Origin of the sequence: Pseudogracilibacillus amylolyticus (SeqCode), assembly GCF_051918545.1 — a bacterium.
In the GTDB taxonomy this organism is placed as follows: Bacteria; Bacillota; Bacilli; order Bacillales; family Amphibacillaceae; genus Pseudogracilibacillus.
The window spans coordinates 1-14,293 of sequence record NZ_JBPPZG010000016.1 but is presented as its reverse complement, the minus strand read 5'-3'; the positions used below and the strand labels follow the sequence as shown (position 1 = coordinate 14,293).

General features: G+C 34.9%; 13 protein-coding genes. 11 read left to right on the top strand and 2 right to left on the bottom strand.

Going from position 1 to position 14,293, the window contains the following annotated elements; all coding sequences use genetic code 11:
• The first annotated feature begins 262 nt into the window (after positions 1–262).
• The 5 genes from ruvB (at position 263) to yajC (ending at position 4,328) form a co-directional block, all read left to right on the top strand.
• The gene (gene ruvB, locus ACPYKA_RS03400) at positions 263–1,255 is read left to right on the top strand and encodes a Holliday junction branch migration DNA helicase RuvB (RefSeq protein ID WP_479541002.1); all 993 of its coding nucleotides are present in this window, start codon (positions 263–265) and stop codon (positions 1,253–1,255) included.
• A 3-nt stretch (positions 1,256–1,258) separates the two neighbouring features.
• Entirely contained in the window at positions 1,259–1,459 is a 201-nt protein-coding gene (locus tag ACPYKA_RS03395; RefSeq protein WP_336264176.1) for a DUF2905 domain-containing protein, read from the top strand.
• A 411-nt stretch (positions 1,460–1,870) separates the two neighbouring features.
• On the top strand, positions 1,871–2,914 hold the full coding sequence (gene queA, locus ACPYKA_RS03390) for a tRNA preQ1(34) S-adenosylmethionine ribosyltransferase-isomerase QueA (protein WP_479541001.1): 1,044 nt from the start codon (positions 1,871–1,873) through the stop codon (positions 2,912–2,914).
• A gap of 4 nt (positions 2,915–2,918) precedes the next feature.
• Positions 2,919–4,055, top strand: coding sequence for a tRNA guanosine(34) transglycosylase Tgt (gene tgt / locus ACPYKA_RS03385; protein ID WP_479541000.1), 1,137 nt, complete (start codon positions 2,919–2,921; stop codon positions 4,053–4,055).
• Positions 4,056–4,070: 15 nt separating this feature from the next.
• Positions 4,071–4,328, top strand: a complete 258-nt coding sequence (gene yajC / locus ACPYKA_RS03380) for a preprotein translocase subunit YajC (RefSeq protein ID WP_479540999.1) — start codon at positions 4,071–4,073, stop codon at positions 4,326–4,328.
• Between the two features lie 199 nt (positions 4,329–4,527).
• On the opposite strand, the gene ACPYKA_RS03375 is transcribed toward yajC, so the two are convergent.
• On the bottom strand, positions 4,528–4,911 hold the full coding sequence (locus tag ACPYKA_RS03375) for a TIGR04086 family membrane protein (RefSeq protein ID WP_479540998.1): 384 nt from the start codon (positions 4,909–4,911) through the stop codon (positions 4,528–4,530).
• A gap of 60 nt (positions 4,912–4,971) precedes the next feature.
• Entirely contained in the window at positions 4,972–6,528 is a 1,557-nt protein-coding gene (gene spoVB, locus ACPYKA_RS03370) for a stage V sporulation protein B (protein ID WP_479540997.1), read from the bottom strand.
• Positions 6,529–6,654: 126 nt separating this feature from the next.
• Here spoVB and ACPYKA_RS03365 point away from each other — a divergent pair, with 126 nt between their 5' ends.
• From ACPYKA_RS03365 to ACPYKA_RS03340, 6 genes are all read left to right on the top strand, one after another.
• Positions 6,655–6,957 carry a post-transcriptional regulator gene (locus ACPYKA_RS03365; protein ID WP_479541021.1) on the top strand — a complete coding sequence of 101 codons (303 nt, stop codon included), beginning with the start codon at positions 6,655–6,657 and terminating at the stop codon, positions 6,955–6,957.
• Between the two features lie 39 nt (positions 6,958–6,996).
• On the top strand, positions 6,997–9,255 hold the full coding sequence (gene secDF / locus ACPYKA_RS03360; RefSeq protein ID WP_479540996.1) for a protein translocase subunit SecDF: 2,259 nt from the start codon (positions 6,997–6,999) through the stop codon (positions 9,253–9,255).
• 23 nt (positions 9,256–9,278) lie between these two features.
• Positions 9,279–9,584: a LapA family protein gene (locus ACPYKA_RS03355; protein WP_479540995.1), complete on the top strand. Its 306-nt coding sequence runs from the start codon at positions 9,279–9,281 to the stop codon at positions 9,582–9,584.
• Between the two features lie 48 nt (positions 9,585–9,632).
• Entirely contained in the window at positions 9,633–11,951 is a 2,319-nt protein-coding gene (gene recJ / locus ACPYKA_RS03350; RefSeq protein ID WP_479540994.1) for a single-stranded-DNA-specific exonuclease RecJ, read from the top strand.
• Positions 11,941–12,456, top strand: coding sequence for an adenine phosphoribosyltransferase (locus tag ACPYKA_RS03345; RefSeq protein ID WP_479540993.1), 516 nt, complete (start codon positions 11,941–11,943; stop codon positions 12,454–12,456). The genes recJ and ACPYKA_RS03345 overlap by 11 nt, the downstream gene beginning before the upstream one ends.
• Before the next feature lie 101 nt (positions 12,457–12,557).
• The coding region (locus ACPYKA_RS03340) for a RelA/SpoT family protein (protein ID WP_479540992.1) at positions 12,558–14,293 on the top strand (1,736 nt) is incomplete at its 3' end.

Below are 14,293 nucleotides of genomic sequence, written 5' to 3'. Positions count from 1 at the left end.
AGACCCCGCAGCGGTGGTCTTTCCGCGAGGAGGCTGAAGCCGTGCCCGTGGAAAGCGTAGTATTCTGCCGAAGCGGTTTTCAACACAAATTTAGGTAAGGAGTGAGCAAGCACCAAGTCTATTTTCCGTTGAGGTAGATTTCAACTACTCATTACTCAACAGTTTATGAATTTTGTGTAAAAATCTTTTCGGTGGATAAACAAATGTACAGTCTTAATCTTTTTAGAAAATAGTCATTTTTAATGAAGGGTGAGAGGTAAAAGTGGAAGATCGCATCGTTACTGGCGAGCAAAATGAAGAAGATTCCGTTGTTGAATTAAGTCTCCGCCCCACAATATTAAGCGAATATATTGGTCAAAATAAAGTAAAAGAAAATTTAGACATTTTTATTAAAGCGGCTAAAATGCGAAATGAAGCTTTAGATCACGTATTACTTTACGGTCCACCGGGACTTGGAAAAACAACATTAGCAGCCATTATCGCAAACGAAATGGGTGTCGAATTCAGATCTACTTCTGGACCAGCTATAGAAAGATCAGGTGATTTAGCTGCGATTCTTTCTTCTCTTGAACCTGGGGATGTATTATTTATTGACGAAGTGCATCGATTACCAAGATCTGTTGAGGAAGTACTTTATCCGGCGATGGAGGATTATTTTTTAGATATCGTTATAGGAACTGGACCAAGTGCTAGATCAGTACGGATTGATTTGCCTCCTTTTACATTAGTAGGTGCAACGACAAGGGCAGGCTTATTATCAGCGCCACTGCGTGATCGTTTTGGTGTATTGAGTAGATTAGAGTTTTATGAAACGAAAGATTTGTGCACCATTATTGAACGCACCGCTTCTATATTTAACATGCCAATTTCAAAGGAAGCGGCAATAGAAATAGCTAGTCGTTCAAGAGGAACCCCAAGAATAGCAAATCGATTGTTAAAACGTATTCGCGATATATCCCAAGTAAGAGGAGAAACAGAAATATCAGTCGAGACATCCAAACTAGCCTTAGAAATGTTACAGGTCGACCATGTAGGTCTTGATCATATTGATCATAAATTATTAAAAGGAATATTGCAGGATTTTGGGGGCGGACCAGTTGGGCTTGATACAATTGCTGCAACGATTGGGGAAGAACCCCAAACAATAGAAGATGTCTATGAGCCGTATCTATTACAAATTGGATTTATCCAGCGTACTCCTAGAGGTCGTATTGCTACCGAGAAAGCATTTACACATTTTGGAATAAAAAGGTGATCCATGATGCATATGGGAAAAATGTTTTTATTAATTGGAGTAATTTTTATTATCATAGGAGCTTTGTGGACGTTTATCGGAAAATTACCTGGAGATATTAGCTTTAAAAAAGGGAATTTTTCCTTCCATTTTCCAATTATGACGTCTATTGTAGTAAGTATTATATTGACGGCTATTTTTTATATCATCGGGAGATTTCGTTAACCTAATAGAGGATGTTCAAAAAGTCCGGTAAAAATGACACACCATTAGGGGAACTTCGACTAAATACCGACACGTCCTGTGTCGAACGTCGAAGTCACCACATCCTGTGGAAGCTCGTTGGCTTGCTTCTCCGCTCCTTGAAAAAGGAAAGCACTTTTTCTGCGTGCTAGAAGCGTTCGCTCATGTATCTAAATGCGGCAGGGGATCTTCCGTTAAAACCGCCCACGTCCTGTGGGCGACACGGAAGTCATCACATCCTGTGAAAGTCCGCTGCCGGGAGCTGCGCCGCCTCGAACTTTCGACGCATAGGACGTGCTAGTGTCGGCGTTGCTGACAGGACGTGGCGACTTTAGCCGACTTGGTCCTTTTTATCCTCCTTTTTGAACACGCATTAATAAGGAGAAGTTTTTTATGAAAATGGAAGACTATGATTATCAATTACCGGAAGAGTTAATTGCGCAAATGCCGTTAAAAAATAGAGCTGCCTCTAAACTACTTGTCTTAGATCGTAATAATCAGCAAATAAAACATGATATCTTTTCCAATATCATTAACTATTTAAAGCCTGGAGATTGCTTAGTATTAAATAATTCAAAAGTTATACCGGTAAGACTATTTGGCGTAAAAAGTGATACGAAGGCAAAAATAGAAATTTTATTATTGCATGAAACAGATAAAGACATATGGGAAGCTTTAGTAAAACCTGCGAAAAAAGTAAAAGTTGGGACAGAAATTGTTTTTGGAGAAGGGAAATTAATTGCTACATGTATAGAAGAAGATAAAGAAGGTGGACGTTTACTAAATCTGAAATATAATGGTATTTTTCTGGAAGTATTAGAAGAACTAGGAGAAATGCCATTACCACCATATATAAAAGCACAATTAAAGGATAGCCAACGATATCAAACTGTTTATGCGAAAGAGAATGGCTCAGCAGCCGCGCCTACTGCAGGATTACATTTTACAAATGAACTTCTAGATTCCATTAAAGAACGAGGCGTACACATTGCTTATGTAACATTGCATGTCGGTTTAGGAACATTTAGACCAGTGACAAGTGAAACAATTGAAGAACATAAGATGCACGCTGAATATTATCATTTGTCAGAAGAAAATGCTAAAACTTTAAATAGCGTAAAGGAAAATAATGGCAGGTTAATAGCGGTCGGAACAACATCGACGAGAGTGCTTGAAACAATAGTAAATAAATTTGATGGCAGATTTGCAGCAAGCTCTGGTTGGACAGATATTTTCATTTATCCACCTTACCAGTTTAAAGCGATAGATGGATTAATCACTAATTTTCACTTACCTAAGTCTACATTGCTACTATTAATTAGTGCACTTGCTGGACGAGAGACTATATTGCTGGCTTATGAAGAAGCAATCAAACATCGATATCGTTTTTTTAGTTTTGGAGATGCAATGTTTATTGAACCTAAAAAGGATGAATAATAGTATGGCAATAAAATACGAATTAATTAAAACATGTAAACAAACTGGCGCTAGACTTGGGAAAGTTCATACACCCCACGGAAGTTTTGATACACCGATTTTTATGCCTGTTGGTACATTGGCTACAGTAAAAACAATGAGTCCCGAGGAATTAGTGGAAATGAACGCACAGATTATCCTATCTAACACCTATCATTTATGGCTAAGACCTGGGGAGGATATTGTGAAAGAAGCGGGTGGTTTACATAACTTTATGAATTGGGATCGCCCAATTTTAACAGATTCAGGTGGCTTTCAAGTATTTAGCCTCAGTAAAATTCGCGACATTAAGGAAGAAGGGGTACATTTTAGGCATCATTTAAGTGGGGAAAAACTTTTTTTCTCACCCGAAAAAGCGATGCAAGTTCAAAATGATCTTGGTCCGGACATTATGATGGTTTTAGATGAATGTCCACCATATCCGGCAACTTATGACTATATGGAAAAGTCAGTAAATCGTACTTCGCGTTGGGCTGAACGTTGTTTAGAAGCCCATCAGCGCAAGGAAGATCAAGCCCTTTTTGGTATTATCCAGGGTGGGGAATTTAAAGATTTGCGAAAACAAAGTACAAAAGACTTAATTTCTTTAGACTTTCCGGGCTATGCAATTGGAGGGCTTTCTGTCGGAGAACCAAAAGATATTATGTATGATGTGTTAGAAGCTACAACCCCATTAATGCCTTCTGATAAACCAAGATATTTAATGGGTGTAGGTTCAGCAGACTCACTCATTGAAGGGGCGATTCGAGGGGTAGATATGTTTGATTGTGTACTGCCAACAAGGATTGCAAGAAATGGGACATGTATGACATCTAAAGGAAGACTTGTCGTCCGAAATGCAAAATATGCAAGAGATTTTTCCCCAATTGATGAAAATTGTGATTGTTACACATGTCGAAATTACTCGCGAGCTTATATTCGCCATTTAATAAATACAAATGAAATATTCGGATTTAGACTAACTACTTATCATAACCTTTATTTTCTGTTAGAATTAATGAAGCAAGTCCGAAATGCAATAAGCGAAGATCGACTTGGTGATTTTAGAGAAGCTTTTTTTGAAAATTACGGCTTCAATAAAGAAAATCCACAAAACTTTTAGAGAGGAGGCAGATGAATGGATACATTAATATCACTTTCACCGATTATATTAATGTTTGTGATTTTTTACTTTTTACTTATTAGACCTCAGCAAAAGAGACAAAAGCAAGTAAGAGAAATGCAATCAAACTTACAAAAGGGAGATCCAATTGTAACAATTGGTGGGCTGCATGGTATTGTAGATGCTATAGATGAAAATACAATTGTGATTAGCTGTAACAATACAAAATTAACGTTTGATCGTGCAGCTGTCCGTGAAGTTAAACAAGATTAGAGTATAGAATTACATAAAGAAAAGCTTGCTAATTTGCAAGCTTTTTTGGCATATAAGAAACCAGCAGGGATCCGCATTACGCAGTCACTCTCTATTAAGAGATTTGTTTTCATACAAAAGTATAAATCTTTCTTGACTCGCTCACTGGCTAAGAGTAGGGCTTCCTGGAACTTAGACTACGGCTTCAGCGCCTTTTTTTCTATGATGATGCCTTATTTGTCATGAGATTTACACCAATTATACTTCCGACAACTGCTGCTAATATATAGGTTAGATGATAAATTGACTGTTTGATGGAAAAAACCTCATTAAATCCTAAATATTGAATTAAGAAAGTTAATAGAGTAAAACCTCCACCAGTTAAGATTCCAACAATCCAACCATTCTCTTTTCCTTTTAAACCAGCAATTATCCCACCAATGAACAGTGTTACTAGTCCAATTGTTAACGAAATATACGATAAAGTAAATTCAGAAACCGTAGTAAAACGAACAACAAGGGATAGGAAAGTGCTTGATATAAGAATTAGAACTAGAATAGAAATCCATCCGTAAACAACAGCTACTAAATAAGAATTCTTCACAAAAACCCCCCTTTTAAAACTATATTTATTCATAGAGTTTAAAAATAGACATGTTTCTAACTATTTTTTTATAAATTTATTAATTAATGGGATTTGCTTTAATTCCTGTTCTGTGATGAAACGGAGTGCAAATAAAAGGATAAGATAAATTACAGATAAAATAATTAAAATTAAAATAAGCGATACTAATCCCACATTATTATTAAATAAAGTAGATTTTAATAAGAACCCTGAACCGTAAGTTGCACTGACTAAAACAATCATTTTAAAAATATCCATTTTTGGTATCGTAAATTGTATCGTTTTGTGTAATGTTGCTAGATGTAGAAAAGTAATCAGAACAACACTAGTACTAATGGCAATGGCAACTCCCATAATTCCAATGTTTTTATTTGAAGCAAGTAAAATTAGAACAGAAAATTTCACAACTGAACCAATTAAACTATTCCACATCGCATATTTTGCTAAGTCAAGTGCAAATAATGCTGACTGTAATGGGGATTGAATATATAATAGTAGAAAAAAAGGCGCCATTAGAATAATATATTTACTTGCGTTACTTGTCCCGTACATATATGTTAAAATAGGTATTGAAAATAATATGAAGACAATCGTGGCTAGAGCACCAGATGCAAATGAAATTCGAATTGCTTGATGAATTCGGTAATGTACTAGTTTTTTATTGCCGATTGCTTCTAATTCAGAAATGGAAGGAACTAATGCAATTGATAATGAATTCGTTATAAAGGTTGGAAGGTATAATAATGGCATCGCATAGCCGGTTAATTCACCATATTGACTCGTTGCATCTTTTGTAGCAATTCCGGCATACGCTAAACTTTGAGCAACTAATATTGGTTCTAGAAAACCAGCAAAAGAACTGATCAGACGGCTACCGGTATTTGGAAGGGCGATAGAAAATAATTGTTTCCGTACAGGTTTGCTTCCTTTTAAATAAGTGAAAAATTGGTGCCGTACTTTGATAGTCTTTTTTTGTTTAAAAGTATAGAAAAGATATAAAAGCGATGCTAACTCTCCAATTACAACGCTTATCATTGCTCCTGCTGCAGCAAATTCTACACCGTATGGAAGCAAGAACGAAACGAGAAAAAATACTGCAGTAATCCGAATGATTTGTTCAATGACGATTGCAATACTTTGGGGCGTCATGTTTTGCATACCTTGAAAATATCCTTTTATTACTGAAGTCATTGCGATAATTGGAACAACCGGACTAATTGCTAGTAAAGGATATAAAGTACGATCATCTGTTAATAAATAATTTGCTACAAGCGGTGCAAGGAAAATCATACAAATAGTAAAAAAGATACTTGTACATGCTATAATAAGAAAGGATACAGTAATAATTTGTTTGATTTTATACCGATCATTTTGAGCATTTGCTTCAGCAACTCGCTTAGAAATTGCAATAGGTAGTCCAATTTGTGTTAGAGTAATGATCAGAAATAAAGATGGCATTGCCATCATGTATAAGCCAACACCTTCTTCACCCATTAACCGTGCGACAACAATACGGTTTACAAAACCTAATAATCTCGTGATCATTCCAGCGATGATTAATACAATTGTTCCACGGATAAATGATTGCTTTGTCAATGTAACGCCCTACTTTCTTTTTTAAGAAATTGCTTTTCAATTTATGTATATGCTTGTACACGGGTAGAATGACAAGCAATAGTAAATGTAATATAGATGCAATTGATGGTTAGTATAATAGGAGGAATGTATGTGGAAGAAAAGACGGTAAAAGAGTGGAAGTCTTATATTATTCCTGCACTTGAAAGTAAAGAAAGCGAATTTAAATTAGTTGGTTATACAGATGTAACACAAGATGAAATTTGGAGATGTTTAGAGGAAAAAGTATGGAAAGGAAACCCGAAAAAAAAATTGTATGAAGTGATACAAGATATATTTCACTTACCACCATCTATTTATATGAATTTTATGACAGTTAATGCCCTTCAATCGGAAGATGATGACTTAATGGCATCCATTGAAGCGTTAACGAAAGGTGAAAACAATTAACGAATTTTTAAAAAACGGCAAAAAGAGAGGAATTAATGTATGAAAAAAAGAGGTAGAATTATTGCCTTTCTACTAATTGTTCTAATCTTTATAGGCACGATTAGTACGACGGTTACGGGAATAAGTAAAAAAATAAACTTAGGTTTAGATTTGCAAGGTGGATTTGAAATACTTTATGAAGTCGAGCCGGTTGATAAAGACCAAAAGGTAGATAAAACATTACTCGAAGCAACGGTTCAGACATTAAATGACCGGGTTAATCGACTAGGAATTAGTGAAACAGTAATTGATATTGAAGGTGAAGACCGAATTCGGGTACAACTTGCTGGGGTGGAAGACCAGGCGGAAGCCCGCGAAATACTTTCTACATCTGCGTTACTTTCTTTTCGTGATGTAAATGATGAGGAATATTTAAATGGGACAGATATTAAAGAAGGAAGTGCCCGACAAGATTTTGACCCACAGTCTAATCAGCCAATTGTAACGTTACAATTGAAAGACGCTGATAAATTTGGTGAAGTAACTACGGAAATTCAAAATATGGGTACACCTAACAATTTACTTGTTATTTGGATGGATTTCCAAGAAGGCGATTCATTTGAAGAAGAAGTACAAAAAGCAGAACCAAAATTTATTTCTGCGCCGCAAGTATCGAAACCAATTTATGATACAAATGTTCAAATTACTGGAAATTTCACAGTAGAAGAAGCACAGAGACTAGCAGATATTATTAATTCTGGATCACTACCTGTTCATATGACAGAATTATTCTCTACTTCTGTTGGTGCTCAGTTTGGAGAAAAAGCGTTAAATCAAACTGTTTTTGCTGGAATCATTGGAATTATTGCGATCTTTTTATTTATGCTCACAGTTTATCGTTTCCCGGGTTTGATTGCTGGGATTAATGTGATAATCTATGTCTATCTCATTTTATTAGTATTTGAATTAATGAATGGCGTCTTGACATTACCGGGGATAGCAGCACTTATCTTAGGGGTCGGTATGGCTGTTGATGCCAATGTACTAACTTTTGAACGAATTAAAGAAGAATTACGGAGTGGAAAATCAGTACTTGCTTCATTTAAAACAGGGGGAAAAAGTTCCCTTGTAACGATATTAGATGCAAACATTACGACAATCCTTGCTGCTGCAGTATTATTTATCTTTGGTACAAGTTCCATTAAAGGATTTGCTACGATGCTAATTGTAAGTATTTTAGTGAGCTTCTTAACTGCCGTTTATGGAACGAGACTGCTTTTAGGATTATGGGTAAACAGTGGATTTTTAACGAAAAGAAAAAGCTGGTTCGGTATAAAAGAAGAGCAGATTCAAGATATTGCTTCCAAAAAAGAAGTAGAACCAACTATTTTTAACCGGACATTCGATATAGTAAAACATAGGAAGAAGATGTTTATTACGACGATCATTGTCGTTATTCTTGGGGCATTATCACTCGGTTTATTTCAACTCAACCCAGGTATCGACTTTACTAGTGGATCGCGGGTAGAAGTACTTGCAGATGAAGGTCTTACGCAAACCGATATAGAATCCGACTTAAATACATTAGGATTAGAAGCAAAATCAATTGTGTTATCTGGCGAAAATAACGAAACTGCCGTAATGCGATTCGATACCGTTCTTTCAGAAGCCGATATATCCGACTTAAAAACCTATGTTATGGATAAATATGGTCATGAACCAAGTGTTAGTGTCGTTTCTCCGATTGTAGGACAAGAACTTGTTAAAAATGCAGTATATGCACTTGCAGTTGCATTAATCGGAATGATCATTTATGTGACATTCAGGTTTGAATTTTTCTTCTCCATAACTGCAATTATCGCATTATTGCATGATGTATTTATTATGCTTGTCGTGTTTAGCATTGCTAGAATTGAATTTGATGTTACGATTATCGCAGCGATTTTAACAATTATCGGTTATTCGATTAATAATACAATTGTTGTATTTGACCGCATAAGAGAAAACATTCGAGCTACTAATAAACTAGTCAAATCTAAAGTAGAATTAGCAAAAATTATTAATAGAAGTTTGATTCAAACATTTATGCGAAGTATTAATACAACAACGACAACCCTTATTGCAGTATTGGCATTTTTAATTTTAGGTGCTGAATCCATTTTTGGATTTGCAATTGCACTCGTTATCGGCTTGCTAGCAGGAACATATTCATCATTATTTTTGGCTTCCCAATTATGGCTTGTCTGGCGTGGTCGTAATTTAAAAGAAAAACCAATTGATTTTAGAAAGAAAAAGCGAGTAGAAGGTCCGCAAGTATAAATTATAGTTAAGGGTGATGAATCATGAAAGGTCAAACGTATGTTATTTTAGCAATTGTCTTCATTATTTTAATCTCAATATTTGCAGTGTTAAATGTAGAAGTTGTTGAAGTAAATTATTTGTTCTGGAGTGGTACATCCCCACTTGTTTTTGTTATTTTGTTTTCTGTATTATTAGGTGGCGTTGTCACAGCGTTTGTAAGCATGAAAAAATACTATGAACTTAAGCGTGAAACTAAACAGTTAAGACAACAGATTATTACTTTAGAGACTGAATTGGAACGATTCAAAACATCTAGCTTATCTAGTGAAACAGATAATAACGATTAACTAAAGAGACCTTGCTCTAGAGCGTGATAAATAATAGGGAGTGACTTTATGTTAAAGAGTAAGGCGAAGTGGGATTTTTTTTGTGAAAAAAAGCAAGCATTTACTCCATCTACTATCTTGGAATCCTTATATCATGAACGTGGGCTCTTTTCAAAAGAAGAACAACAACAGTTTTTACAGCCCCAATTAAGCGATTTGGAATCTCCATCTAAATTTGCAGAGATTGCAAAAGCAAAAGATAGAATTTTAGCGGCAATTGAAAATAAAGAAAAAATAATAGTCTATGGGGATTATGATGCAGATGGAATTACATCAACAGCGTTATTAATAAGTGTTTTAAACGATCTTGGTGCGATTTGTGATTTTTACATACCAAATCGTTTTACTGAGGGATATGGATTAAATACAAATGTACTAGAGCAATTTAAAAAACAAGCTGTTTCATTAGTAATTACAGTCGATAATGGGATTGCAAGTAGTATAGAAGCCGATTATGCAAAAAAATTAGGACTTGACCTTATTATAACTGATCACCATGAGGCACAAGAGGAAATTCCAGATGCTTTAGCAATTATCCATCCAATATTATCGCCAAACTATTCTTTTAAACATTTGGCAGGCGTCGGTGTTGCTTTTCAATTTGCCCATTACTTATTAGATGAAATGCCGATACATTTATTAGATCTTGTTGCCATCGGGACTATTGCTGATTTAGTACCATTAATTAAAGAAAATCGAATATTAGTCTCTAACGGTCTCGAACAGCTACAAAAAAGTAGAAATTTAGGGATAAAGGCGTTAAAAAAAGTATGTAATCTCGATGGTCCGATAACCGCAAGAGATGTTGGTTTTTCAATTGCACCGCGATTAAATGCTGTCGGTAGATTGCAAAGCGCTCATCTTGCGGTAGAACTTTTACTTACTGAAGATAAAGAGATAGCACAGCAAATTGCTGAGGAAATTGAAGAATTAAATATTGAACGAAAGCAAATTGTTAGTAATATAGTAAAAGAAGCGGAACAGAGGGTAAATGAAACGGATGGTTTTATCATCCTATATGATGAAGATTGGCATGAAGGTGTGCTTGGAATTGCCGCTTCAAAGCTTGTGAATAAATATGATCGACCTGTAATGATGTTAACGTATAAAGAAGAAACAGATGAGTTAAAAGGATCGGCTCGTAGTATCCCTGCATTTAATTTATTTAAAAATGGAATGGAAATTAGACATTTGTTTTCTAGTTTTGGCGGACATGCACAGGCTGCGGGAATGACGTTTCCGTTTGAAAATTTAGAAGAAATTAGTGAAAATTTAAATAGACAAATTTTATCCCAATTAAACGAAGAAGATTTCAAGCAAATAATCAATGTTCATAGTTCGATCTCTATTGATACGATGACGGAAGAATTAGTAACGCAGATCAATCAATTATCTCCGTTTGGTTTGGGGAATGTAGAACCTATTTTTCATTTTATAAGTAAGCCGACTCAGATAAGACAAATTGGGCAAGCAAAAAACCATTTAAAACTACAATTTATGGAAAATGGCCATCGAATCGATGCAGTTGGTTTTGGTCTTGGGCATTTATATTATTATATTTCACCTCAATCTGAAATAGAAGTTGTAGGTAAATTACAGATAAACGAGTGGAATGGAAACCGGACAGTTCAAGTATTAATTGAGGACATAGCCGTCAATGAATGGCAATTATTAGATTTCCGGGGTAGGCAAAGCGCTGCAAATATTAATCCATATATTGCTTCTTTTAAAAATAATCTAATTGTATGCAATGATCGTGAAAAAATATATCAATATGTTAGTGACTTTAACGATATAACCATTATCAGTTATAATGAACATATAGAAACTTTACCGCAGACGGAAATATTATTCATCTATGATTTACCGAGTGAATTGAATACTTTAGAGAAAATTATTTACAAAACAAATCCAAATTTTATACATGCATCCTATACAATTACTGATAATGCTTATTTAGAGTCGATTCCAAATCGGGAAGATTTTAAATGGTTATATGCTTATTTATTTAACTACTGTCCCATTCATTTAAACGTGGATTTGCCTAGTGTAATGCAAATGAAAAAATGGACGAAAGACAAAGTTATTTTCATTTTAAAGGTTTTTCTTGATCTACAATTTATCACGATTCGGGATAATGTAATTTATATAAATAAAAATGCAGAAAAAAAAGCATTACAAACTTCAAAAACATATCAAAAAAGGGTAGAACAAGGAAAAATAGAAAAATTACTGTATTATTCTACATACGAAGAATTAAAATCATGGTTTGAAAACTCTATTCGTATAAACGGTTCTACTGAGGAGGAACTACTACATGAATTTTAAAGAATATATTACAATTGTGGATGACTGGCCAAAACCAGGAGTCCAATTTAAAGATATTACACCCTTAATGGCAAATGGAAAAGCATTTAAAGCAGCGGTTGATGAAATTACTTTATATGCTAAAGAAAAAGAAGTCGATCTAATCGTGGGACCGGAAGCTAGAGGATTTATCATCGGTTGTCCGGTTGCATACCAATTAGAAGTTGGATTTATACCAGTTCGAAAAGAAGGAAAATTGCCAAGGGAAGTAATTAAAGTAGATTATGGTTTAGAGTACGGACAGAATGTACTCACAATTCATAAAGATGCTGTTAAAAAAGGACAACGTGTGTTAATTACAGATGACCTTCTCGCAACGGGAGGGACTATTGAAGCAACGATTAAACTTGTAGAACAACTTGGTGGTATTGTCGTAGGATGCGCATTCTTAATTGAATTAGCCTATTTAGATGGAATGAGTAAACTTAAAGACTACGATGTGTTAACATTAATGAAATACGAATAACTTATTTGGCATTGCACATAAGAAAGCATAGGAAATTTCCTCCCGCATCAGTGCAACTACAGGCTTTGATAAGCCTAGTTTTCTAAAATTAAGGTGATAACGTGTCTAAGGATAAAAATAGAACGATTGAAGACATTATTGAAAAGACTAAAAGCTATTTAACCCAAGAAGAAGTGAACTTTATTTATCGAGCCTACGAATTTGCTAAATTAGCACATATTGATCAATACCGTAAATCTGGAGAAGCTTATATTATCCACCCCATTCAAGTTGCTGGAATTTTAGTTGACTTAGAAATGGATCATGAAACAATCGCCAGTGGATTATTACACGATGTCGTGGAAGATACGGAAACAAGTTTAGAAGAAATTGAAGCAGCATTTAATTCCGAAGTTGCAATGCTAGTTGATGGGGTTACAAAATTAGGGAAAATAAAATATAAATCAAAAGAAGCGCTACAAGCGGAAAATCACCGAAAAATGTTTGTCGCGATGGCAAAGGACATTCGTGTTATTTTGATTAAACTTGCTGACAGACTGCATAATATGCGGACATTAAAACATTTACCAGCAAATAAACAACGTAGAATAGCAAATGAAACACTCGAAATCTTTGCACCGTTAGCCCATCGGCTAGGTATGTCTACAATCAAATGGGAATTAGAAGACACGGCACTTCGTTATTTAAATCCACAACAGTATTATCGTATCGTTCAGTTAATGAAACAGAAGCGAGATGAACGAGAATCATATATTGACGAAGTAATGACCGATATCGCAGAAGAATTGGCCAAGGTTAGAATTGAAGCCGAAATTTCCGGTCGACCTAAACATATTTACAGTACGTACCGAAAAATGAAAACGCAAAATGTTGAATTTAATGAAATTTATGATTTGCTAGCTGTTCGGGTTATTGTTGAAAGTATTAAAGACTGTTACGCTGTTTTAGGTATCATCCATACGTATTGGAAACCAATGCCTGGTAGATTTAAAGATTATATAGCAATGCCGAAAGCAAATCTTTATCAATCCCTTCACACAACTGTTATTGGTCCCAAGGGAGATCCACTCGAAGTGCAGATTAGAACAAAAGATATGCATAAAATTGCTGAGTACGGGATTGCCGCTCATTGGGCATATAAAGAAGGTAAGGAGATTAAGCCTAATGAAAAATCATTTTTAGGTAAACTCACTTGGTTCAGAGAAATATTAGATTGGCAAAATGACACGCATGATGCAGAAGAATTTGTTGAATCATTAAAAATAGATTTGTTTTCGGATATGGTTTATGTATTTACTCCAAAAGGGGATGTAATTGAACTCCCGTCTGGCTCAATCCCACTTGATTTTGCTTATCGTATTCATACTGAGATTGGAAATAAAACAGTTGGTGCTCGAGTAAATGGTAAAATGGAGCCTTTAGATTATAAATTAAAAAATGGAGATATTGTAGAAATTATTACATCTCGCCATTCCTATGGCCCATCTCAAGATTGGTTAAAAATAACCCAATCTTCTCAAGCGAAAAATAAAATTAAACAATTTTTCAAGAAACAACGTAAAGAAGAAAATATTGAAAAAGGGAAAGCCGAAATTGAAAAAGGTATTCAGGAACTTGGTTTTACACCAAAAGAAGTCTTAACACCAGAAAATATTAAAAAAGTATGTAAAAAGTTTAATTTTGTTAATGAAGATGATTTATATGCAGCAGTTGGCTATCAAGGAATTACTGCTGCACTCATTGTAACAAGACTTACGAACCAACTACGGAAAGAAAAAGAAAGCGAACAAAAACTCGAAGAAAAAATTGAAGAAGTTCAGCACAGTGTGCAAGATAA

Bases quoted from the DNA above. Each gene is read 5' to 3' on its own strand.
- ACPYKA_RS03395 (WP_336264176.1), top strand. From the start codon at position 1,259: ATGATGCATATGGGAAAAATGTTTTTATTAATTGGAGTAATTTTTATT.
- queA (WP_479541001.1), top strand. From the start codon at position 1,871: ATGAAAATGGAAGACTATGATTATCAATTACCGGAAGAGTTAATTGCG.
- tgt (WP_479541000.1), top strand. From the start codon at position 2,919: ATGGCAATAAAATACGAATTAATTAAAACATGTAAACAAACTGGCGCT.
- yajC (WP_479540999.1), top strand. From the start codon at position 4,071: ATGGATACATTAATATCACTTTCACCGATTATATTAATGTTTGTGATT.
- ACPYKA_RS03365 (WP_479541021.1), top strand. From the start codon at position 6,655: ATGTATGTGGAAGAAAAGACGGTAAAAGAGTGGAAGTCTTATATTATT.
- secDF (WP_479540996.1), top strand. From the start codon at position 6,997: ATGAAAAAAAGAGGTAGAATTATTGCCTTTCTACTAATTGTTCTAATC.
- ACPYKA_RS03355 (WP_479540995.1), top strand. From the start codon at position 9,279: ATGAAAGGTCAAACGTATGTTATTTTAGCAATTGTCTTCATTATTTTA.
- recJ (WP_479540994.1), top strand. From the start codon at position 9,633: ATGTTAAAGAGTAAGGCGAAGTGGGATTTTTTTTGTGAAAAAAAGCAA.
- ACPYKA_RS03345 (WP_479540993.1), top strand. From the start codon at position 11,941: ATGAATTTTAAAGAATATATTACAATTGTGGATGACTGGCCAAAACCA.